Origin of the sequence: Vibrio sp. 2092, from assembly GCF_033339635.1 — a bacterium.
GTDB lineage: Bacteria > Pseudomonadota > Gammaproteobacteria > Enterobacterales > Vibrionaceae > Vibrio > Vibrio alginolyticus.
Genome location: NZ_JAWOUY010000002.1, coordinates 1 through 23,287, shown reverse-complemented (window position 1 = coordinate 23,287; position 23,287 = coordinate 1). Strand labels below are relative to the sequence as shown.

Below are 23,287 nucleotides of genomic sequence, written 5' to 3'. Positions count from 1 at the left end.
TCATAAAAAGGAAAATCTATGGCTGTTCATGTTGGTATTATCGACCAAGACCCAGTGAGATTGGTCACTCCTCTATTAGATAATCGTACGCTAAGCACACATATCGTCTTCATCGGAGACAAGAGCCAGTTAGATATATTTGACCGACTGAGTGCCGTTTTAGATCAACGAGAAATTACTTCTGAATTTTTTGAAATTCCATCCGCTGTTAATACATCTCTGATCAAACAAGCAATTCAAAAACTGGCAAAAGACCTCCATGAACGCGGCGAAGATGTAAAATTGAACGCGAGCTGTGGTCTTCGTCATCGCTTGTTGTCGGTGTACGAAGTTTTCCGTACCTATCGCTGGCCAATTTTTGTGGTTGAGCCTAGTAGCGATAAGCTTTGTTGGTTATACCCTGATGGCAAAGAAGATACCCAAGTCGAAGATCACATTACGATTGCAGATTACCTCACTATCTTTGGTGCACGCGGCGAGTTTCACCACGTTGATTTACCACCTCTTCTTGATAAAAAATTGTATGAACTTGGTGAACGATGGGCCTCAAATGCGCTTGAACTTGGGCCAGGTCTAGCAACACTTAACTACCTTGCAACCACATGCCGCAAAGAACAAAAGCTTGATGTCGAGCTCTCCGAAAAACAGCAGGGCTACCGTGAGCTCAACATGTTGCTTTCAGATTTAGTAGAAGCAGAAATCGCCACCTATGAGAATGGCGTTTTAACGTTTGCAGATGAAGATGCTCGACGCTTTTCAAACGGTGAGTGGTTAGAAACTTTGGTTCACAGCACCGTGAAGCAAATCCAAGACACCATGCCGACGATTCAAGATCGATCGTTAAATGTTCAGGTTTATCGCAAACTTGGTGAAAGTGAAGTACGCAATGAGTTAGATGTCGCAACAGTTGTAAACAACAAGCTGCACATCATCGAGTGCAAAACCAAAGGCATGAGAGATGACGGCGACGATACTTTATATAAGTTAGAATCGCTTCGCGATCTATTAGGTGGCTTACAAGCGCGCGCAATGTTGGTGAGCTTCCGTCCTCTTCGTCACAATGACATTACTCGTGCTGAAGACTTAGGGCTAGCCCTGATTGGCCCCGATGAGCTTAAAGATTTAAGAACGCACTTAACGGCTTGGTTTAAAGACGCGGGCGGTTCAGACGAGATCTAGTGCCATTAAGAAAAGCTAAAATTCACAACGATAAAAAGCAGCATTAATGCTGCTTTTTTTATACCTAAATTTTAGCTGTACGCCTTTCTATAAGTAGAAAAAAACCAGAGGTTAGCCTCTGGTTTTTTCTGTTTGTTTAAATGCCAACTATAGCGGCTTAAAGCATTTTACGCGCTGCTTCTACAACCACTTTAATTGAACGCGCTTCCGTTTCTTTCAGAGTTGAATGATCTGGAATCTCTTTTTGTGTACGGTTGATGATAACACCAGCCACACAACCCGCTTTTAAACCAGAGCTCGCACACATTGTTAGCAGTGTTGCAGACTCCATCTCGAAGTTAAGTACGCCCATGTCTTGCCATTCTTGCATAGAGCCTTGGAAACGCTTAACAACACGACCAGAGAACGTATCGTAACGTTCTTGACCAGGGTAGAACGTGTCGCTTGATGCAGTCACACCCATGTGAACTGTAGCGCCAGACTCTTCTACCGCTGCTTTCATTGCGGTTGCTACTTCAAAGTCAGCAACTGCTGGGAATTCCATAGGAGCAAAGTGTAGGCTCGCACCGTCAAGACGAACTGACCCCGTCGTTACGATCATGTCACCCACGTTTACATGCGGTTGAATTGCACCCGTTGTACCAACACGTAGGAAAGTGCGAACACCAAGCTGTGCCAATTCCTCAACTGCGATAGAGGTAGAAGGACCACCAATACCTGTAGAACAAACCACAACAGGTTTACCGTCTAGCTCTGCACGGTATAGCGTGTATTCACGATGGCTTGCTAGAAATACTGGATTTTCCATTTGTTCTGCGATTTTTTGAACACGCGCTGGGTCACCAGGAATGATCGCTAGAGTCGCACCATTAAGATCAGCTTCAGTAACACCTAAATGGAATACAGCTTGAGACATAAGTCGCTCCTTATTGTGGCTTATTTTATGAACAATAAGCTCATTAATCAGTTATTGGGTACAGATGCACTGTAGCGAACCTTTCACCAACATAGAGTGATCACAATCACAATGACAAAATGTAATGAAAATGAAATTTCAAACAAAACTGGTATTGATCACACTTTAAGGGGCGTTAAATCATTTTGTTGCATAGCAATGCGTGATTTCAAGGACGAGAAAAACGTCTGATCGCATCAGGTGAATACGGTTAAAAAAAGCCCGATACACGAATGCCTCGGGCTATTAATGAGTGGGATCATTGGTTAGGTCAGTTATTTGATCTGTTTGGACTCAAAACGAAGTAATCTCAACGCATTCAATGTCACCAGTGCTGTTGCACCACTGTCAGCTAATACTGCAACCCACAACCCAGTAACCCCAAGTAAACTTGTCACTAAGAATACACCTTTCAAACCTAGCGCTAACGCGACATTCTGACGAATGTTACTTAGCGTCGCACGCGACAGTTCTATCATGGCAGGTAGCTCAATCAACCGGTTGTGTGTTAACGCCGCATCAGCAGTCTCGAGCGCAACATCCGTACCGCCTCCCATCGCAATACCAATGCTCGAAGCTTTCATGGCTGGAGCATCATTGATACCGTCTCCCACCATCGCAACGGTATGTTGTTGTGATAGTTTCTCGACGTAATGCACCTTGTCTGCAGGTAACAAACTCGCTTTATAATCCAAGCCTATTCTATTTGCCATTGCTTCTGCACTTCTCGGGTTGTCACCCGTTAGCATCACCGACGTGACCCCAAGTTCCTTCAACATTGCGATGGCTTGCTGGGCATCTGAGCGCAATGTATCTTGCCATGCGATCACGCCAATGACCTCGTCATCGTAACGAACAATGACAACCGTTTTACCTTGTTGTTCCAACGTAACCACTTGCTCTTTGGCTTCTTGAGAAAGTGGAAAGTCTGCCTTTGAAGGCGTGACCACTTGGACCATTTTTCCATCGACGTAACCAGTGACACCAGAGCCTACTTGCGCGGTTTTATCCAACGCTTCAGGAATAGTAAGCCCCTGCTCTTGCACTTTGGTAACTAAAGAAACCGCTAGAGGATGACTTGAACCAACCTCGATTGACGCAGTTAGGCTAAGTAACTTGTCTTCATCCATATCAAAAGCAAAGACGTCGGTCACTTCTGGTTTACCTTGCGTCAGTGTCCCAGTTTTATCAAATGCGACAGACTCAACCTTGCCAAGCAACTCAAGCGCCGCTCCACCTTTGATCAATGCGCCCCGCTTAGCCGCTGCCGCCAAGCCAGAAGTGATCGCCGCAGGCGTTGAAATGACTAATGCACATGGACAAGCAATCAACAGCAGGGCGAGTCCTCGATAGATCCATGTTTCCCACGGTTGGGCAAATAGTAATGGCGGCGTAACGATAACCATCAGAGACACCAACATCATTAGTGGCGTATACCAACGGCTAAATTTATCAAGAAAGCGTTCTAATGGTGCCTTACGGGATTCTGCTTCTTCAATCAAATGAAGAATTCGATCTATCGCATTCTCGCCCTGACGGGAAGTCACCTGTAAACGAACCACTTTATCGACAACCACAGCCCCGGCCATCACTTTGCCACCGGTTTGATGTTCAACGGGAACAGATTCTCCCGTTAACGCACTTTCGTCAAAACTCGCAAGCGCATCTTGCAAAACACCGTCGGCAGGCAAACGACCTCCGGGTGCGACTTCTATGATATCCCCTGGTTTAAGCTGCGCAGCTGGTACTTCTTTGCGTTCACCATCAATAATTAAAATTGAATTTTCTGGGACTAAGTCCATTAACGCCTGGACACCGCTTCGCGCGCGAGATGATGCATATGCTTCTAACTTTTCACCAATAAGGAAAAGCAATAACACCATTGCGGCTTCGGCGGTTTCACCTAAATATAAAGCGCCGAGCGCCGCTACACTCATTAACGTTTCAATCGCAAAAGGCGTACCGCTACGCGCCAACTTAAATGATTTGAGCGCGATTGGGTATAAACCAAGTAAACACGTCAAAGTGAATAACCAAGCGCTTATTTGAGGGTCGATCTTAGAAATTACTGCCGCAGTAGCCATTGCACCAGCAATCGAGAGAATTTGGATGTTGTCTCTTATGACGCCAAGCCAGCCTTTCTTTGTAGTGCTTGGTTTTGGAGCATCAAGTGAAGAGAGCGGGAAACCCGTTTTTTGGGCTGTCTGCTCTATCGTAGCTATCAGCTCTAGACCATCAAAATCGACGACCAGTTTTTCTGTTGCAAACAAAACCTTGGCTTGGCTGACGCCTTGTAAAGACGTAATGGCTTTCTCAAGCTTTTGCGCACAAGATGGGCAATCCATACCTGACACAAGCCAAGCGTTCCGAACGGAGGAATTACTCTCCCTTGTGGGATCGTCTTCCTCGCCTGTGTCAACGCTGCAGCCTCCTCCACTACAGCAAGAGCTTTCAGAAACATCAACACTGGCCTGAGAGATATTGAGCGAAGATTTTACTGGCGCACAGCATGACTCGCTTGCACCAAGCGGCACCGCAGTTTTGATTTTGCTAGATTGGCAACCTTGATGTTTTGTACACATAATTTTTTCCTTATTGGTATCGGTGATTTACCTATTGCTAAGGATAAACCTTAGAGTAAGCTCCAAGGTCAAGATAAATTTGTACAGTTCGGCGATAGAAAATAAAAAAGACGCCGAAGCGTCTTTCCAAACCAGTTTAAAAGCAATATTCCGTAAAGTTTAAACAGAGAGGTTAAACGGGATGCTTAAAACACTCATTTAATGTCATTCCTATGGCACGCAGCACGTCTCTTCTTGTGATAACACCAACCAACTTACCTTTGCCATCCACCACTGGATACATTTTCGGCTTTCCAACTTTCATCATGTCAGCCAGTTCAATTACTGACATTTCTGGAGAAACAGATAAGACATCATCATGCATACACTCTTGTACCGTATGTGTATCTTGGCAGTGATAACTTGCTTTCACCAACTTATCTAATAAGTCTTGCTCCGATAAAAACCCAACCACTTTTTCATTTTCATCAATGACAGGGCCACCTAGTGTGACACTTTGCATTACTTTGTTTAAAGCTGCCGAAAGTGACATATCTTTCGTGAAAGTCACCGCTTGCAACGTCATGTAATCTTTTACTTTTAATGAATGCATTCTTATCTCCTTAAGGGCATTTTATTGCGGCCTTTAGATAAGTGTCGCCTAATTTCCTGATTTTACTAAATGGAAAGGAGTAATTTTATTTATAGGCACAGCCTATTGAACTAAAACAAAATTAACTCACCGAACAACATTCACTGTATTTCGTTAAACGCAAGATTCAGCCAGGCTGATTTTTCTAGGCAAAATACAACAAAGCCAGTCAAATAGACTGGCTTTGTTATTAAGTAATTGTTGCATTAGCTATGTTGGCGGCGCATGTTGTCTAAAATAATGCCAGTCGCCATCGCGACATTCAGTGATTCGGCACCGCCAAACGCCGGAATCGTGATCTTATCTGTCACGAATTTTGCTGCGGCTTCGCGCACACCATGAGATTCGCTGCCCATCAACAAAATACCTTCAGCAGCGAAATCCGTTTTATGAACGCTCTCTCCTTCCAAAAACGCGCCATATACTGGCAATTTGGCGTGTTCCAAGTAACTTGGCAAATCCACCAAACTCACTTGTACGCGGCCAAAGCTGCCCATGGTCGCACTGATCGTTTTAGGATTATAAGGATCAGCACAATCTGTACTCGCAATAATGTGCTTGATGCCATACCAGTCTGCAACACGAATAATCGTACCTAGATTACCAGGGTCGGATACACCATCTAGCGCAATCATCAAGCCTTTCGCTTGAGGCTCTTTTACACTCGGAATTTCAACCACAGCAATGGCCGCATTATTGCTCACAAGCGTGCTCGCTTTGGTCAATTCATCAAGCGATGCTTCAACACAATCAAAACGATTTAGCGTACCAGCATTTTGTTCGAGAAATGCCGCTGTTGCAAAAACCTGCTTCACCTTCAATGAACTACTTGCTAGCTCTAGTACGTTCTTTTCACCCTGAACTAGGAATAAGCCATGCGCTTTACGCTGTTTCTTTTGACCTAAAGCACGAAGCAGTTTTAATTGGTTTTTTGAAATCATTAAAGTATCCCAGGTGAAAATGGTTATTCGGCGAGTGTACCCTAAACAATCTTCACGAAAGTTCGGTATCGAGCGGATGAGATTATAAATTATACCTAAATAACCTCAAGAAGCTTGATCATCAGAAGACGTTGAACACCAAGCGTAGCCAAAATAAAAGAAGGCTCAAAAACGAAAAAAGCCCTGCGATAACGCAGGGCTTTCAAAGGGTGGGACCCCAGCCACATCCCGGCACACAAGTCACACGCTGCGGCTGCTTCCTTCCGGACCTGACCGAGTTCACGAGCTATTGTTGCGAGAGGACCAGAGCCCCATAATTCTTTTCGAGAGGTCTTGCCTCAATCGATGGGGCGATTATTCAGTATCAGCTCTCATAATGCAAGAGCAAAAACCTTGAATTTCATCATTTCATTACCGTTTGAACAAAACTCGATCAATTCATTCCTTTATGATGAAACCGTGCAGTCACGATAAGAGGAGTCGTGCCGTGAGGACTGCTTACTCATGTACATGTCTTCATCAGCCAAATGCATCGCTTGCTCTAAGCTCATGTGCCGTTCCCTTTTTGCAGAGAAACCAATAGAGATACTTATAGACTCCAAATCACTACATAATTTGCCTTTCACGTCGATTCTACTGAGCTCTCTCATTGCTCTAGTTAACTCGGCTTGCGTTGGATAACCCAGCAATATGAACTCATCCCCTCCAATTCGATAACATCTTCCCGACCAGACATAATGAATTTTTAGCGCCAGTAGTTGTAAAACTTCGTCCCCAGCGCGATGACCATAAGTGTCATTGATTCGTTTGAAATGATTAATGTCTAAGTAAAGTATGGATAGATCTTTGTTTACTCCTTTTCGATACTTTACTTGCAACGCACGACGATTCCTTAACCCTGTTAAGTTGTCAGTGTTCGATTGACGGTAAAGATAAAGCGAAACACAAATAGCAAACAATAATACAAAGATAAACACAGCTTGTGTTTGCGTCGCTAATCGAATCTCATATTCAAGTGCGGTACGCCAATCTGGGCGTACATCGTACTGAGCAATGATCTTATCAACTTCTAACATCGCTATCGCTCGACTGAAGAAAGGCGCAAGCATGGCTCCTTTTTCATTCGCGACCAATCCAACAGAGAGTTGTGACTCATAAAACTCGCCAATAGCGGTATCCTGCTCTATCGGAACCAATTCACTGAGACGTAAAAAATGATTGAGCATCGCCGTATCCATCGGAATGTAATCGACTTCTTCATTTAGTAGCCCCTGAATGAGCTCTTGTTGGGTACGATAACGTTTGAGTTCTTTTAGCGGTAACAGTTGCGTCATCATTTGATCGAAAAAGTCATCCTTAACTACGCCAATCCGCTCAGATATCAACTGTGAAACATGAGAGTATGTGCTCGGTTTGTAACCTAAACGCTTGACCATCACCGATGCTGGCGCGTAATGGGGCTTTGGAAAGTAGCTAAATGCGCGCCGCTCACGGCTGACCGTTAACGGCGCCAAAATTTCGAAATTACCTTGGATAAACTCATGGTACATAGAACCCCAGCTTTCACCAGGCTCACTAATGATCAAGCAGTTTAAAGCCAAGATCTCACAGCTTCTCAGGACTACATCAGCCGTCATCCCTTCGACACTACCATCTGCGTTGTATACAACATATGGAAAGATAGATTCGAGCTTAATCCGTATTGGTTCATTAAAATCAAGGGGCAATAAACGAATAGAATCACGCAACGCTGCTCGCCTTAATTCAAATTGATACTGGGAAATTTCTTCGCGAAGCTGCTTTTGCACCGCTTCCCCGTGAATAAACGTAGCGAACGTGTCCAACGCTTCAAGATGATGATCTTTTTTACTGATGATGGATACGGGCTTTATCGAAATCTGATCATTGAGCATCTTGGCGTCAAACCCCTCCATCAGCATCGGCTTGAGCTGGTTAATGGCATCGACAACGCCGTCCACAGCACCTGAACGTAGCAGTGTTACTGCTTGTTCGTGACCTTGATAAGAGATCTGTTCTAGCTCAGGGTAGTGTTGTTTAAGTAATTGGGCATAAACTGTATCTTTGGGGACGCCAACACGCGAAATATCACTCAACGTCGAATCTTTTAAGCCAAAGAGGTAGGTATATTCGATATTTGTTGGGCGGGAATAACTAAAACGTTGAGCACGTTCTTGTGTGTAAGTGATATTCGCAGCAAAGTCCGCTTCCCCATTCGCTACTGAATTTAGAATGGCATCAAAGCTGGAGTAGTTCACGTATTGAACGGTAAAGCCAAACTCCTCTGAAGCAGCATTGAAAAGAACACGAGTGACGACATCATCCGCTTCAGTCGCGACTTTATAATGAGCAATTAAAGGGGCTTCGGCTTTTACATTCAAACTCAAGAGGCAACATGCAAAAAGCAACAGTGTTCGAGCAAAAGTTGTCATGACAAACTTATCTTAAATCAACCACTTATATTGTGGTTATTATTATTAGAAGTGTAGTAAATATGAAATGAAGAACATATACTAATCTCCATTTTGTTCCACAACCAATTCGATACTCTGCCGCACATGTCACTTTTTACCTGACTAAAAACTCATAATTCAGCCTGTTCATCGCTACTACGTAAAATATAGTCAGTCATCCAAGCCGTCCCTAACAAACAGATCCAAACCACGAAAACAGGGTTTGGCACATCCGTGGTCGGGCTGACGACTAAAGCGGCAAAACCCACAGTCGGCAATGTCCAACATAATAATTTGCTCCAACGAATGGTATGTTGAAGCTTCGCAAGTGCTTCCATTGACGCTAACATTCCCGTCAAACTTAACGCCATAAGAACGGCGTACGGTAGGCCTGCAATCCACAATGGGAGCAACAAAAACAACGGCCACCAGCTGTGTTTATTGGATGGCGTCCAATGCGCAGCCGACCACCACATCGCCATAACCGCAATGGTTTGAACCACTGTAACCCAAGCAGAACCATCCAGCTTACCGCCTTGCTGTGTGACCATAAGACCAACTTGCAGTGTAAGTACAATAAGACCAGCGGTGAGCAACACACCTAAAGAGCTTCTACGAGAAAATACCACCATTAAAAGTGGGAAAAGGATCAAAACACCAACCGACAAAGCAATTGGCTGCATTGAGAGTGTCGCACCAAAAGCCATCATCGCGCCCAGTAATACTAAGCCAGCGAACCCACCTTGTGGCAGAACCCACAGCGCGGGGATCATAAGTGCAAGAACGGGAATGTCACCCTCGCTCAAACTCATCGCCCGAACGCAGACAACAGCGAGTAAGGTCGTAACGAAAAATTGAAGTGTCGATAAAATCATAGCGCCTCCTGGCTTCCCCACCTACTTGGTAACTCAACGGCAAAAACTGGGATTGAAAGTCGTTGAGAGGGTCTAGATTCAAGCTTAGCTTGCGTTTGCTTCATGCTGTTTAACGTTCATCAACCAACGACACTACAGAACAGAAAATGTAATTCTTCAAAGTGAGTCGCTGATAACACAAGGGTTAAGAACCGTTAGCAATATACAAGTCCAATGGTTTACCATTCCTTAGTAATCCAAAATAGACACTTTTGAGTATGGACCAATTTTTAGCGCAAATCTTTGCTGTAATTCACCAAATTCCAAAAGGAAAAGTATCCACCTATGGGGAAATTGCAAAAATGGCCGGTTATCCGGGCTATGCGAGACATGTTGGTAAAGCACTGGGCAACTTACCAGAAGGCAGTAAACTCCCCTGGTTTAGAGTGGTAAATAGCCAAGGAAAAATATCTTTAAAAGGCAGAGACTTAGAGCGACAAAAAAAGAAATTAGAAGCAGAAGGGATTGAAGTCTCGGAAGTTGGCAAAACTTCACTTAAAAAATACAAATGGCAGCCTTAAGCTGCCATTTTTTGTTCTTAGTACGTCGTATTAACGTGTTCCAACTAGACGAATATCTAATTGGTGAGTTTGTGCTTCATCAGTAATAACACCGTTATGTGTGTCGCTGATAAAACGCAGCTTTCCATCTACCTCAATGCGAGCACGAACGCTGTAACGATGGTTTGGTTTGATTTCATTGCTGTCGTAACTCAACTCAAAAGAAAGAGGAACTTGCTTACCTTTCGTTTCAAATGTCTGTTTCGCCAACACTTTTGCTGGCGCATCCGCCAAGGACACATCTTCTAACGCAATAGTAACCACTGCGTTTGGTGGCAAGGCAATCCGCTCGCGATAAGCCACTGTACCTGTAATCGTCTTCATTGACGCCTCTGTAGATTCCATTTCTGTATTTTGAGAAGTTTGGCAACCCACTAACGCAGCCCCAAAGAGTAGAGAAGTAACAAGTAGTAGTGTTTTTTTCATATATTCCTCGAAAAGAGCATTAAACCGAAGCAATTATAGGTGTGGAATATAAAACTGTCTGCTTCCTGTCACTTTATTTGACAATAGCTTGACTGAGTTAGAATTTATCAAACAATTGATTTTGTTTCATAATTGGAACAATACTATTTCTAAGTTACTCAATAGTTCTTAACTATGCCACTTCACAAGAGTGAGGCTGTTGAGGTAACTTGGAATGAAAGACAACGGTGAGGAGACACAATGAGTAAACCACTACGAGAATTGCTCAGCCTACTACAACTCGAAAAATTAGAAGAAGGCTTGTTTCGTGGCCAAAGTGAAAACCTAGGTTTGCCTCAAGTTTATGGCGGTCAAGTAATTGGGCAAGCACTTTCTGCTGCGCGCTACACCGTTGAAGAAACACGCACGGTACACTCCTTCCATAGCTATTTTTTGTACCCTGGCGATCCAGAAAAACCTATTATTTATGACGTAGAAAATCTGAGAGATGGCCGTAGCTTTAGCACTAGACGCGTAAAGGCAATTCAAAATGGACGCCCTATTTTTTACCTAACCGCATCCTATCATGGCGATCAACCTGGGTTTGATCATCAAAAAGAAATGCCAGATATCCCTGGTCCAGAAAACTTTGCCTCAGAGAGTGAGCTCGCAAGCCATATTGCAGAATTTCTACCCAAACGCTTACGCAAAACATTTTGCGGGGAAAAGCCAATCGAAACTCGCCCCGTTACGGTTATCAACCCTTTGAAGCCCAAAAAAGCAGAACCCAAACAGTACCTTTGGATTCGTGCTAATGGTGAAATGCCAGAGAATCAGCTAATTCACCAGTACCTTCTGGCCTACGCATCCGATTGGGGATTCCTTGTAACAGCAATGCATCCACATGAAGTCTCATTAATGACGCCTAACTTTCAAGTGGCCACCATTGACCACTCTATCTGGTTCCATCGCCCGTTTAAGATGGATGAATGGCTTCTATATGCGATAGAGAGCCCAACGGCGAGCAATACTCGTGGGTTGGTCCGTGGCGAAATATACAACCAGCAAGGTCACTTAGTGGCGACCGCCGTGCAAGAAGGGGTGATGCGCTACACGAAATAGCTCGTGTTCGCTAGACGAAAAAAGGAGTGCTGTTCCGCACTCCTTTTTTAATGGGTATCAAACGATGATTAATTTGGTTGATACTTCATGTTAACAACCGACCATTCGTAAAGTGATTTCGGGTAACCATATTCGCCTTTCCCGTAAATGACATTTGGGTCGGCATAGAATCCACCTTTATTCGTTGCTAAAAATTCACGAACCCCACGACGATAAGTAATCACAGGTGCTACTAACTCATACTCTACCTTTTCCATCTTCGAGTCATCAATTATTAAGAACCGAGTCATACGAATCGTGCTGCCGCTGGTGCAGTACCCTGGGTCATCATAGTCAATTGCTTCAAAAGGCTTGAGATCATCTTCGAACAGCTCTGATGTACATCCATCAAATCGAGCTAAGTGTACCCACGCTCCTTTTATTAGAGTTTGGTCATCGTTACCCACCGGCTTGAATGCAAGTAGTGCAATCTTACCTTTGCCGTATAATTTCAATTCTTCGTCCGTTGGCTCACGCACTGAACGAACGTTCATCAAACCAAACTCACTTTCTTCTAAGTTAGAAAACTCACGTGCATTTAGCGTGCTAAACAATACTGTTTGTTCAGTTTCAAGCAATGTATATTGATCCGCAACACCTTCATCTGCAAAGCTTAGATACAGCTGGACTTTCTTACTTTCCAACGCTTTGTAATCTCGAGATTCTCCTTCCGAAACGTCGAGAGAAATCCAACGTCTTTTTACTGGTGGGAGGTCAAGTAACGTCAGCTCTTCCTTATCAACATCTAATGAAGCGACTCCTTTAATTGTTGAGCTGGATATTTGATAGCTGCGGTTTCCTATTGGTGTACCAAAGTCTAGCTTAACCTTTTTAAATGGTTCAAATTCCACCTTCATTGTAGAAGCACTTAAACCAGGGTGATTCGCTTTGTTAATAGTGCCATTTACGACGATTGTTTTAGCTTTGTAGTTGCGCCCAGTAAGAGTAACCTCTAATTGGTACGTGCCTGCATGCAGGATTTTCAAACGCCCTGTATCAGGAGAAACTAGCTCGACCACAGGGTCTTTTTGGTTAATAAGACGGTAACTTGCCTTCGCAGTCCCACCACTCATCACTGGTGAGATAACACTACCAGCGGAGAATTCTACCGTTGGGTAAGTAACCGATACAGGGTTTGTGCCTTGTTTAATCGTGACCGAGAAACTACTTTCACCCGGATCCACTTTGTCGTCCCCCGCATCCGAAACAATAATTTTTGTGCTACCCGCGTTAAGAATTTGCATGGCACCCGTTTGGCTGTTTAAGGAAACCACATCTGTTGCAGCGTTGTCTGCAAATCGGTACGTAACTTCTCCAACCGTACCAGAGATTTTCGGCGCAACAAATGTTTGGCCAACCTTCCAAATCTCTTCCACATCGGATTGAACTTCAATTCGGCTCGGCGCACTCAAAATTGTCACATAGACTTTTTGATCAGGACCAACAGTATAATTCGCGCTCTCTTTTCTGCGCACAGTTAGCGTCGCTTTACCCGCTTTATACACATGGAGACGTCCTTCACTCAAACCACCGACAACATCTGGTGCGGTGTTATCTACAATCTCAATTTGCTCGTCAGCACTCAAACCAAAATCACGGTGAAGATCAAAACTGTATTTGTTGCTGTATACAACGTCATAATCGTGCGTTGCCATCGGTTGGCCTTCAGCCTTTGCAACTTTAATGACGACATTAAATTGAATAGGTTGGTAGAACTCCCCACCATCGTCTTCAAACTTAAGGCCGTACTCACCCGCAGTCACTACCTCCAACTTGCCGTCAGTCATTCGTAAGCCATTAGGTAAGCTGCTAACTAGATTTACGTTACCTTTTTGCCCTTTAAACGCCAGAGGGATTGAAAGATTTGGTTGATAGGTAAGCGGCATTTCAATGTCTTTTATAACGGGATGAGGCGCGCGATTAACTTCAAGATCAAAACGAGTTTTGCTTGCAGGATAATTACGCATATCATGCTCGTAAATTTCCACTTCAGCAGCACCAACACCTTTGATCAGTAATGCTTCACCATTTTCTGTTTTAGCAACAACGTCTTCACCACGAATGATTCTCAGCTCATAGTCACCGTAGGCGTTCGTCACCTTAGGGAAAATTCGTCCACCTTCCTCATAAGTTGTGACGATATCCGCTGCGCTGATTTCTTGACGCTTGCCTTGTTTTACATCCACAAAAAATTGCGCTGTTTGCTGTTTATCCAGAAACGCGTCGCTGTAAGTTGCTGTCGCTTCAACCGTTAATTGCCCAACATTATGAACAAGAAGCAAACCCGTTTCAGGGTCTAGCAACTCGGCCACCTTGCTGTCTGGTACGCTATTTATAATTTTGTAAGAAATACGTTGCGTTTGAGCTTTATCTAAACGCACTGGTTCTAACGTCAACCCTTCTCGATACTCGTCTTCAAGCAAAGCGAACTGTAATTGCCCCGGAGCTACTGCATGCAGTTTAACCGTAGCGCGAACTTGTTTCGGCAAGTAAAAGTCGTTACCTGAATCAGTAATCAGCACCGATGCCTGACCAACTGAACCTAATGAATATACCGAACCGTTCTCATCAACACGAATCAAGTTATGACCACTTTCTACCTCATAACTCAGTTCGCCTTTTTGGCCACGGACGATCAACGCTTTTCCTTCTGACTCAATCGCATTGAAATTCAGATCACTCACTGAAAGTTCAGTATTGATGCCTCGCTCTACAGTGACAGAAAATCTTGCTTCAGAAGATTCATAAGCAGAGCTACTATCTGTAGCAAGAATCGTCGCCGTTCCTGGGCGCAGAATTTGTAGTATTCCTGAGTCATTAATTTTCACGACATTTGGCGGATTAGAGTCAATGACTTGGTAAGATACCGACCCATGTACATTGCTCAGTTTTGCTTCAGTAACCGTTCCCACTCCTTCAAACTTCAACACCGTGTCTTCCACTTTTAATTGCGGACGGTTCTGCTTTGTTACCGTAGTTGGTGTCTTCGTATTGTTCGGCTTAGAGTCTCCCCCACCGCCACAGCCAGCGAGTAAAGCTGCGAGAAAAAGCAAATAGTAATTTCTGTTCATTTTTAGTAATACTTTGTTACATACAAGATGGGGCGATAATAATACGATGTTTTATTAATCACTATCCCCATTTTTGAGTACTTTATTACTTAAGTAATCGCTACTGTATTAATCCTAAAAACAAATACTCCAAAATAGCGACCAAATTACATGAAAACACAAAAAGCAAACGTTTAAATCAAACTCTTCCATTAATTTAGTAAAAATTAATATTCAATAAAATAAAACATGAAAAAGAAAGAGAAAAAATTGCGTTATTTTTTCTTTCATTATGATGTATAGGATTAATGGACTGTAAAAACAAATGGTTAATGAAAAATAGAAGAGAGAATAAATATCGTTTATATTTATAAAAATCTGGTAGGAAATAGTTTTAAAAGCATAATCAAACTACCTTTTAACATTTAAAATACTAAAAGGTAGAATTAACATTAGATAGAATTCTTATAGGGCGAGTTATTTTAGGATTGGTAACTCTGTTGTGTATTTAATGGACTCCATAGCAAATGTTGAAGTCACATTAGATAGCCCTTTTACACTATTAACTAACCGCTTATAGAATTCGTCAAAACACTTCATATCTTTGACTAGTACTTTCATCATGTAGTCATACTCGCCAGCCATACGATAAAACTCCATTACCTCAGGAAAGTCACTCACAGTTGTAACAAAATGGTGATACCAACCTTCGGAATGATCAATCGTTTTTAACTGAACAAATGCAATGAAAGATAGCTCGAGCTTTTCTGCACTTAACAACGCCACGCGTTTTTCGATGTAACCCTCTTCTTCCAACCTTTTCAAACGCTTCCAACATGGCGTCGTTGTCAGATTTACCTGCTCTGCTAACTCATTTAATGACAAGGTGCTGTCGGTTTGTAACAACGCAAGCAGCTGTTTATCGACCCGATCCAAACTCATCCTATAAAACCCACGAAGTGTAGAAAACTTTTCTATCAAAATAGTCATTACCGGCAACTATAGCAAAGTTTTTCTCTCGTATTATAGGTAAATTATTCCCATCTAATGCTTATCTATCGATTTCCAAGGAGAGACGCCATGTGTACTGACCACAACTGGATCAACAATGCAGTGCGTAAAATTGAAGCAGACTTTCAACGTTCTGCTGATACTCATTTATTTAAACTTGAACTGCCTTCTCTTGATGGTATCGATATCTACCTAAAAGATGAGAGCACGCATCCAACAGGCTCTCTGAAACACCGATTGGCACGCTCGTTGTTTCTTTATGCGATTTGTAACGGATGGATTGGTCCTGAAACCACAGTGATTGAAGCGTCCTCAGGCAGCACTGCCGTTTCAGAAGCGTATTTTGCTCGCTTGCTTGGCTTACCGTTCATTGCTGTTATGCCGAAAACCACCGCACGTAAAAAGATTGAACAAATTGAGTTTTACGGTGGTAAAGCGCATCTTGTAGAGCGCTCAGATCAGATTTATGACGAGTCTCGACGCTTGGCTCAAGAGCTAAATGGTCACTACATGGACCAGTTTACTTATGCTGAACGCGCTACTGACTGGCGCGGTAACAACAACATCGCGAACTCTATCTTTAGCCAAATGGAGTTAGAAGATCACCCGATTCCTAGCTGGGTAGTGATGAGTCCTGGAACAGGCGGCACATCAGCAACCATTGGCCGTTTTATTCGTTACCAAAAATACGACACTAAGCTTTGCGTGGTAGACCCTGAAAACTCAGTGTTTTACGATGCTTTCCAGTCAGGAAATCACTCATTGAAAGGCGATACTGGCAGCAAAATCGAAGGTATCGGGCGACCACGTGTCGAACCAAGCTTTATTGCTGGTGTCATTGATGAAATGCGCAAAATTCCAGACGCAGCCAGTGTGGCAACTGCCCATTGGGTATCTCAGCTGATTGGGCGTAAAGTCGGCGCATCAACAGGCACCAATCTTTACGGTGTGCTGCAATTGGCTTGTGAGATGAAACAACGCGGTGAGAAGGGTTCTATCGTGACGCTTCTATGTGATTCTGGAGAGCGTTACCTAGATACGTATTATGACTTAACATGGGTAAAAGAGAACATCGGCGATATTCAACCTTACTTAGCTCAACTCGAAGTCATTCAAGCAAAAGGTTGCGTTGAGCCAGCTTGTTGCGGCTCAATTAACGCTTAACGTGCAAACTGGACTTTAAAAAACAGCCCAACTTCATACGGGCTGTTTTTATCGCTGGGTTTTACTTTTTCTGGCGCGCTTCAAACGCAGCCAATTGTTCTGGCGTTGCCGCTGGTTGATGATTTTGTTTCCATTCATCGTAAGTCATGCCGTAAACACGTTCGCGAGCGTCATCAATATCTAAATCCAAACCGAGATTTTCAGCCTCAGATTTATACCATTTGCTAAAGCAGTTGCGACAGAAGCCCGCAAGGATCATCAGGTCGATGTTTTGTACGTCTTTGTTGGCATCTAAATGCGCCAATAAACGGCGAAATGTCGCCGCGTCTAACTTATCTTGTTCTTCTTGAGTCAAGTTTTTGTATTTGAATTCAGCCACTTTCCTTTCCTTCTCTCTTATTTAACTAGCTTTCATCACCATATCTAGTTAGTCGGTAGTCATGAGTAAGAAGTATGCTTTAGCGCAACAATTCCCATTCTAAAATCACTACCTTTGATAAAAGCTGATATGATAATTACCATTCATCCTATTGATTAAATTAACATTTAAACAAATCATTACAACGGTCTTTTACCAAGGTTATCGTCTAGTTATGAAAAACGCCATTCTATTATTGTCTGCCTTGACCATTAGCGTGCCAACTTTAGCTGCTCAAGAACAAGCTCATCAATCTTATTTTTATCTGGGTACTGGTAACGTTGGTTTTGATACACCGTACTTCGGCTCGGATAGAGACAATGAGTGGTCAACACCACATATCACAGTTGGCTGGGGTTACCATGTAAACCAATACCTCGCGTTTGAAGGGGTTCTGCGCTATTCACAAAATGAACTTAAGAACGATGCTCTAAAAACTGACTTAGATCTTCACTATTACCAAGCAGGTATGTCTGCTGTTGTAACAAGTGATAACTTAGGCGATACGCCGCTGTCACTGTTTGGTCGCGTAACTGCGCTTGGCACTCAAGCTGAAATGTATGTTCCAAACGAACAAAAAGTCACAGATGATTCAGGCGCACTATTCAACATCGGTGCTGGCGTCCATTGGGATATGAGTACAGATATCTGGTTACGCGCAGAGTACATTTATAATGTAGCGGATATGGGTTTTGAAGATTTTTACGACAGCTACGAAGGTGTACAAATCAGCCTAGGGAAACGCTTCTAACATTAGATAGCACCAAGTTTCCATAATTGAAAAACAAAGAAGCCGAGTGTTTTACCTCGGCTTCTTTTAGATTCTATAGTATGTCGTCACTTACTGAACAGAGAACGTTTCTGTTGCCTCTTTGTTCACATGGTTGCTTGGTTGACCAGCATCGAGAGAATGCAAAATACCATCTTGACGATCTTTTAATGCATTCGTCAACGTTGGAAGTGCGGTAGTTGCTAGCAACGCCATAACACCTGCAACTAAAACCATTTCGACCATGTAACTACCACGTACTTTTTTCAAGGAAACACCTCAATAATAATAGGCATAGGCTGCTTTCCTAGCATTAAACCTAACAAGACCCAACATTCAGTCAAAACGATGAGCGAGTCCTGTGCCCCTCGAAGAAGTGGCGAAATAATAAACAAAAATAATCATTAAATCTATAAGTAATCACTATCTATATAAAAAAACACCGAACAAAAATTGCCCGGCGTTTTCAATCAAAGCTTTACGTGCTACTGCTAGGGGTGGGCAACACGGCCCTTCGTATCATGGCTAATTGCTTTGTTTAACTCTGCTTCTACATGACCTGGTGCTTGTGTTTTCGCCGAAATCAATCGGTACATTGCCGGGATAACAAACAAGGTCACCAATGTCGCAAACCCCATCCCGAAAAAGATAACCGTACCCACGGCAATACGGCTCTCATAACCCGCCCCTGTCGATACTATCAACGGAATTGCGCCAGCAAGTGTGGTAAACGCAGTCATCAAGATTGGACGTAGACGTCGCGCAGCTGCATCAATGATCGCTTTTTCAAACCCAACGCCACGATCACGTAGCTGATTGGCAAATTCTACGATCAAAATACCGTTTTTCGTCACCATACCAATCAACATGATCATGCCAATCTGGCTATAAATGTTCATACCTTGGCCCATAATAACCAAACCAAGGAAGCCACCAAATACACCCATCGGCACCGTAAACATGACCACTAACGGGTTTACGAAGCTTTCAAACTGAGCCGCCAACACGAGATACGCCACTAGTAGTGCCAATGCAAACACAACAGCAACACTCGCTTGGTTCTCTTTAAAGTCTTTCGACTCCCCCGAATAACTCACCGAAATGTCACCCGGTAAGTTGTCGATGGCTTCCTGGTCTAGGTAATCCAGCGCATCTCCTAATGTATAACCTTCCGACAGGTTGGCAGTAATAGTGATGGACTTCTGTTTGTTGTAGTGAGAAAGACGAATAGAGGCCGCCACTTCTTCAATTTTTGTGACCGCATCTAACGTCACTAGCTGACCGCTATTCGTGCGCAGATAAATCTGACTTAAATCTGCAGCATTATTAAAGCTATTTTCATCACCGCGAAGATACACATCGTACTCTTCGCCACGCTCAACATAAGTCGTTTCGCTTTTACCACCGAGCATGATTTCTAGGGTGTCAGAAATGTCTTGAACACTGACTCCTAGCTCTGCGGCACGCTGTCGGTCAACTGTAACCAATAACTCAGGCGTTTTTTCCGAGTAATCTATCTCTGCTCCTTCCATCATTGGTGATTCTTCTGCTTTGTTCTTTAGCATTTCAGCCCAAACAACGAGCTCATCGTAATCAGAGCCGCCTAATACGAACTGAACTGGCTCACTCGAACCACCTTGGAAACCTGGCATAAATGGGAACACTCGAACATCTGGGATACCTGCCAATTCTTTCCGTACTTTGTTAAGGGCTTGCTGAGCCGTGATATCACGTTCGTTCCAATCTTCTAGAATCATGATCACAAAGCCTGTCTGGTCTCCTGCCTGGCCACCAAACGCTGGCGTTTGGATACTGAATGACTTCAGATAACCTTGCCCTAGTAATGGCATCAATCGGTCTTCGACAATATCCATATTGGCTGACATACGATTGTATGACGTAGCATCTGCACCGCGCACAAACGCGAATATAACACCGCGATCTTCTTGTGGGGTCAGCTGGGCCGGTACCTGATTCATCAAGAAATAGCTACCGCCCAAACAAGCTAGAATCACCAGCGGAGCAGCCCAACGTACTTTCAATGCGCCTTTCAATAATGCGCGATAACCACTCTCAAGCTTGCTAAACAAGCGATCAACCGCTTCATTGAATCGATTTGGTTTTACATTCGCTTTCAAAATCTGACTACCTAATACAGGAGTCAGCGTCAGGGCAATCAAAGAGGAGAATATGACCGACATAGCCAGCAATACAGAAAACTCTGTAAATAGTAGACCTACCATGCCATCCATAAAGGAGATCGGTAAGAACACCATCACCAGCACTAATGTTGTTGCTATAACAGCAAAACCAACCTCTCTTGTGCCTTTATATGCGGCGAGTAATGGCGATTCACCGCGTTCAATATGGTGGAAGATATTCTCCACAACCACAATTGCGTCATCCACCACCAAACCAATCGATAATATCAACGCCATCAAGGTGATCAAGTTGATAGAAAACCCAAAGTAGTACGCGGCAATGAACGAAGAAATCAGAGAAACAGGAACCGTAACCGCAGGAATTAAGGTTGCACGAGCTTGGCCGATGAAAATGTACAATACCAAAATCACCAAGCCGCCCGTGATAAATAACGTGCTGTACACCTCTTCGATTGAACGCTCGATAAACACTGTCGCGTCGTAATCTATCGCAAGACGTGTACCTTCTGGTAAGAACTTCTGGATGTTATCGACTTCAGACCTAACCAGCTTCGCTACTTCTAACGGGTTTGCGTCTGACTGCGGTACCACACCAAGACTGATGTTTACTACACCATCACTTTTGAAGGTTGAGTTTTCGTTTTCTGCACCAATGAAGACATCTGCTACATCTTTTAAATAGATAGGTGTATTGTCGCTTGCGCGTTTAATGACAAGATATTGAAAATCTTCAGGCGTGTTATAAGTACGAGCCGTACGCACGGACATTACTGTTGAGTCGTTGCGAACTTCACCACCTGGGCTTTCTAGGTTCTCACTTCGCAAAGCTGATGTAATGTCCGAAGCTGTAACTGAACGTCCAGCCATTAGTTCTGGCTTAAGCTTCACGTACATGACCTTGTACAAACCACCGGAGAGATCAATGGAGCTAACCCCAGAGATCAGGCTAAAGCGGTCCATCAATACACGTTCGGCATAATCGGTTAATTGAGTACGGTCCATCTCTGCAGAACTGAGATTGATGTAGAGCGACGCCTCTCCCGAGCCATTGTTCTTATAAACAATAGGGTCATCCGCTTCATCAGGTAGCGAGCGCTGAGCACGAGCCACTGCATCACGCACGTCGCTCACACCTGTGTTGAGATCGTAACCTAACTCAAACGTGATCGTGATACGCGACATGCTGTTACGAGTAGTGGAGCTAATTTCATCAACTCCACTGATCCCAGAAAGCTGGTCTTCCAAAACGGAGGTAATTTGGCTTTCAATAATAGTCGCCGATGCACCCTCATAACGCGTACTGATAGAAACGACTGGGCTTTCTATATCAGGCATTTCACGAACGGCTAATTTGGTGAATGACACAAAGCCAAACACACACAACAGCATGCTCAGAACCAACGCCGCGACAGGGCGTTTAACTGAAACGTCGGACAGTAACATTAGTTTTCTTCCTCATCCGATTCACTGTCATTGCGTGTCACATCCGTGGTGTTCGCTTTTAGTGGCGCGACAATTTCTTTCACTTCGACACCATCACGCATGTTAACAATGCCTTGAACCACAATCTTGTCACCAATCTCAACACCAGATTCGATCACCACCTCGTTGCCAACACGAGCACCTAGCGACACTTCTTGACGAGTAGCTTTGTTATTTTCATCAATTACATATACAAAACGTTTAGTTCCGGAGTATTCAAGTGCTTGAACAGGAATGATTGGCGCCTTAATAGCAGGAAATGCTAGTGAAGCGTTCATCAACATGCCCGGCTTCAATTGATTTTCTGGGTTATCAAACTCAATACGCACGCGAAGATTCAGTGTTTCGGCACTGATCCGCGTATCAATACCTGTGACTTGACCAGTAAAGGTCTGGCTACCCCATGCACTGGTTTTAGCGATGACTTCCATACCAATAGAAAGCATCGATAAATAGCGCTCCGGTACTTGTAAATCCAGTTCCATGACGGAAAGATCATCCAACGTCAAAAGTTCAGTACCCGCACTGACCATTTTGCCGCGGCTAAAATCGATAAAACCAACAGTGCCAGAAAATGGGGCAGTAATATGGAGGTCAGCTAAATTGGCTTGAGCAGCATCAAGCCTCGCTTGTGCTATTTCAACACTGGCTTTTTGTGCATCGATTTCAGTTTGAGTAATCGCATTCCGCTTAACCAAACGTTGGAACTCTTTTAACTTACGCTGTTCATCTTTTAGATACGCCTTTGCCTCAATCAAAGCGGCTTGAGCCTTATCGTCATCTAACTTAATTAATAGCTGGTCTTGCTGGACATTTTGATTCGCTTTAACAGCGATTTGATTCACTTTGCCGGCGACTTCCGATGCGACAACCACAGACTCCGCTGCCTTTAATTTGCCGATAAGAGTTAAGGATTGATTGATCTCATGCGTTTCTACTTGTTCAGTCACAACAGTAACCGCTGAGCCTCCTCGCATCGCAGCGCAAACCGATGGAGAACTCAGTAATATAGAAAGCGTTAAAACAGATAACGATAACGTGGCTTTCATGCTCATGATATTGACTTCTAAACGAATAAACTTATGTCATTAAACTGCTTACAGTTTATCAGTAGATACGGTGTTTAACGTCAAGTAGTGTAAATTCAAGTAAAAAGCGCGCCTCTCTTCTGTTCAAAGGACAAACAAAACGCTGACTTTCTACCATCTTTGCCCAAAAAGACAGCATTCAACGTAAAAACGTAAGAAAAACGCTTTACAGCCTGAGCGAGTTTGCTATGATTCGCTCCGCACTTGGGAGATGAGTTGGGAAAACATCTTACTAAGTATAAAAATCCTCTGGAGGGGTTCCCGAGTGGCCAAAGGGAGCAGACTGTAAATCTGCCGGCACTGCCTTCGATGGTTCGAATCCGTCCCCCTCCACCATATTCTTT

Annotated in this window: 18 protein-coding genes, 1 tRNA gene and 1 other RNA gene; 6 read left to right on the top strand and 14 right to left on the bottom strand. The window is 43.6% G+C overall.

From position 1 onward, the window contains the following. Nucleotides 1-18: 18 nt before the first annotated feature. Nucleotides 19-1,179: a DUF1887 family protein gene (locus tag R7P80_RS03870; protein ID WP_005378476.1), complete on the top strand. Its 1,161-nt coding sequence runs from the start codon at nucleotides 19-21 to the stop codon at nucleotides 1,177-1,179. Nucleotides 1,180-1,336: 157 nt separating this feature from the next. Here the strand turns inward: R7P80_RS03870 and udp are convergent, their stop codons facing one another. From udp to R7P80_RS03835, 7 genes are all read right to left on the bottom strand, one after another. Then, on the bottom strand, nucleotides 1,337-2,095 hold the full coding sequence (gene udp / locus R7P80_RS03865; RefSeq protein ID WP_005378479.1) for a uridine phosphorylase: 759 nt from the start codon (nucleotides 2,093-2,095) through the stop codon (nucleotides 1,337-1,339). Between the two features lie 314 nt (nucleotides 2,096-2,409). Further along, nucleotides 2,410-4,716 (bottom strand): zinc/cadmium/mercury/lead-transporting ATPase, encoded by a 2,307-nt coding sequence (locus R7P80_RS03860; RefSeq protein ID WP_206959075.1) that lies wholly within the window; start codon nucleotides 4,714-4,716, stop codon nucleotides 2,410-2,412. A 172-nt stretch (nucleotides 4,717-4,888) separates the two neighbouring features. Further along, nucleotides 4,889-5,308, bottom strand: coding sequence for a CBS domain-containing protein (locus R7P80_RS03855; protein ID WP_005378483.1), 420 nt, complete (start codon nucleotides 5,306-5,308; stop codon nucleotides 4,889-4,891). Between the two features lie 245 nt (nucleotides 5,309-5,553). Then, nucleotides 5,554-6,288, bottom strand: coding sequence for an RNA methyltransferase (locus R7P80_RS03850; protein ID WP_005378485.1), 735 nt, complete (start codon nucleotides 6,286-6,288; stop codon nucleotides 5,554-5,556). Between the two features lie 212 nt (nucleotides 6,289-6,500). Continuing rightward, nucleotides 6,501-6,597: signal recognition particle sRNA small type (gene ffs / locus R7P80_RS03845), an RNA gene on the bottom strand. Nucleotides 6,598-6,734: 137 nt separating this feature from the next. After that, a complete protein-coding gene (locus tag R7P80_RS03840; protein ID WP_115385837.1) occupies nucleotides 6,735-8,738 on the bottom strand; it encodes a GGDEF domain-containing protein in 2,004 nt (667 codons plus the stop codon). A 152-nt stretch (nucleotides 8,739-8,890) separates the two neighbouring features. Beyond that, complete coding sequence (locus R7P80_RS03835; protein ID WP_005389942.1) at nucleotides 8,891-9,634, bottom strand: hypothetical protein; 744 nt, start codon at nucleotides 9,632-9,634, stop codon at nucleotides 8,891-8,893. Nucleotides 9,635-9,891: 257 nt separating this feature from the next. On the opposite strand from R7P80_RS03835, the gene R7P80_RS03830 reads away from it, so the two are divergent. Continuing rightward, nucleotides 9,892-10,194: a DNA base-flipping protein gene (locus R7P80_RS03830; protein ID WP_005378570.1), complete on the top strand. Its 303-nt coding sequence runs from the start codon at nucleotides 9,892-9,894 to the stop codon at nucleotides 10,192-10,194. 30 nt (nucleotides 10,195-10,224) lie between these two features. Here R7P80_RS03830 and R7P80_RS03825 read toward each other — a convergent pair whose 3' ends face one another. Next, on the bottom strand, nucleotides 10,225-10,659 hold the full coding sequence (locus R7P80_RS03825; RefSeq protein WP_054577989.1) for a YbaY family lipoprotein: 435 nt from the start codon (nucleotides 10,657-10,659) through the stop codon (nucleotides 10,225-10,227). Nucleotides 10,660-10,899: 240 nt separating this feature from the next. Between R7P80_RS03825 and tesB the strand changes: the two genes are divergently transcribed. Beyond that, nucleotides 10,900-11,760, top strand: a complete 861-nt coding sequence (tesB, locus tag R7P80_RS03820) for an acyl-CoA thioesterase II (protein WP_005378575.1) — start codon at nucleotides 10,900-10,902, stop codon at nucleotides 11,758-11,760. Between the two features lie 68 nt (nucleotides 11,761-11,828). On the opposite strand, the gene R7P80_RS03815 is transcribed toward tesB, so the two are convergent. Together R7P80_RS03815 and R7P80_RS03810 are read right to left on the bottom strand one after the other, a co-directional pair. Further along, nucleotides 11,829-14,870 (bottom strand): cadherin repeat domain-containing protein, encoded by a 3,042-nt coding sequence (locus R7P80_RS03815; protein ID WP_182016589.1) that lies wholly within the window; start codon nucleotides 14,868-14,870, stop codon nucleotides 11,829-11,831. 456 nt (nucleotides 14,871-15,326) lie between these two features. Next, nucleotides 15,327-15,791 carry an Lrp/AsnC family transcriptional regulator gene (locus R7P80_RS03810; protein ID WP_053307491.1) on the bottom strand — a complete coding sequence of 155 codons (465 nt, stop codon included), beginning with the start codon at nucleotides 15,789-15,791 and terminating at the stop codon, nucleotides 15,327-15,329. 138 nt (nucleotides 15,792-15,929) lie between these two features. Between R7P80_RS03810 and R7P80_RS03805 the strand changes: the two genes are divergently transcribed. After that, entirely contained in the window at nucleotides 15,930-17,024 is a 1,095-nt protein-coding gene (locus R7P80_RS03805; protein WP_053303257.1) for a PLP-dependent cysteine synthase family protein, read from the top strand. Nucleotides 17,025-17,085: 61 nt separating this feature from the next. Here the strand turns inward: R7P80_RS03805 and R7P80_RS03800 are convergent, their stop codons facing one another. Further along, a complete protein-coding gene (locus tag R7P80_RS03800; RefSeq protein WP_005378586.1) occupies nucleotides 17,086-17,403 on the bottom strand; it encodes a DUF1244 domain-containing protein in 318 nt (105 codons plus the stop codon). A 214-nt stretch (nucleotides 17,404-17,617) separates the two neighbouring features. Here R7P80_RS03800 and R7P80_RS03795 point away from each other — a divergent pair, with 214 nt between their 5' ends. After that, the gene (locus R7P80_RS03795) at nucleotides 17,618-18,193 is read left to right on the top strand and encodes a porin family protein (protein ID WP_137281816.1); all 576 of its coding nucleotides are present in this window, start codon (nucleotides 17,618-17,620) and stop codon (nucleotides 18,191-18,193) included. Between the two features lie 90 nt (nucleotides 18,194-18,283). Here R7P80_RS03795 and R7P80_RS03790 read toward each other — a convergent pair whose 3' ends face one another. The 3 genes from R7P80_RS03790 to R7P80_RS03780 form a co-directional block, all read right to left on the bottom strand. Beyond that, complete coding sequence (locus R7P80_RS03790; protein ID WP_031781369.1) at nucleotides 18,284-18,481, bottom strand: type II secretion system protein; 198 nt, start codon at nucleotides 18,479-18,481, stop codon at nucleotides 18,284-18,286. 221 nt (nucleotides 18,482-18,702) lie between these two features. Next, nucleotides 18,703-21,816 (bottom strand): multidrug efflux RND transporter permease subunit VmeF, encoded by a 3,114-nt coding sequence (gene vmeF, locus R7P80_RS03785; protein WP_225491481.1) that lies wholly within the window; start codon nucleotides 21,814-21,816, stop codon nucleotides 18,703-18,705. Further along, nucleotides 21,816-22,910, bottom strand: a complete 1,095-nt coding sequence (locus tag R7P80_RS03780) for an efflux RND transporter periplasmic adaptor subunit (RefSeq protein WP_005378593.1) — start codon at nucleotides 22,908-22,910, stop codon at nucleotides 21,816-21,818. Before R7P80_RS03780 ends, vmeF begins: the two co-directional genes overlap by 1 nt. Before the next feature lie 284 nt (nucleotides 22,911-23,194). On the opposite strand from R7P80_RS03780, the gene R7P80_RS03775 reads away from it, so the two are divergent. Next, a tRNA-Tyr gene (locus R7P80_RS03775) sits at nucleotides 23,195-23,279 on the top strand. Nucleotides 23,280-23,287 lie beyond the last annotated feature (8 nt).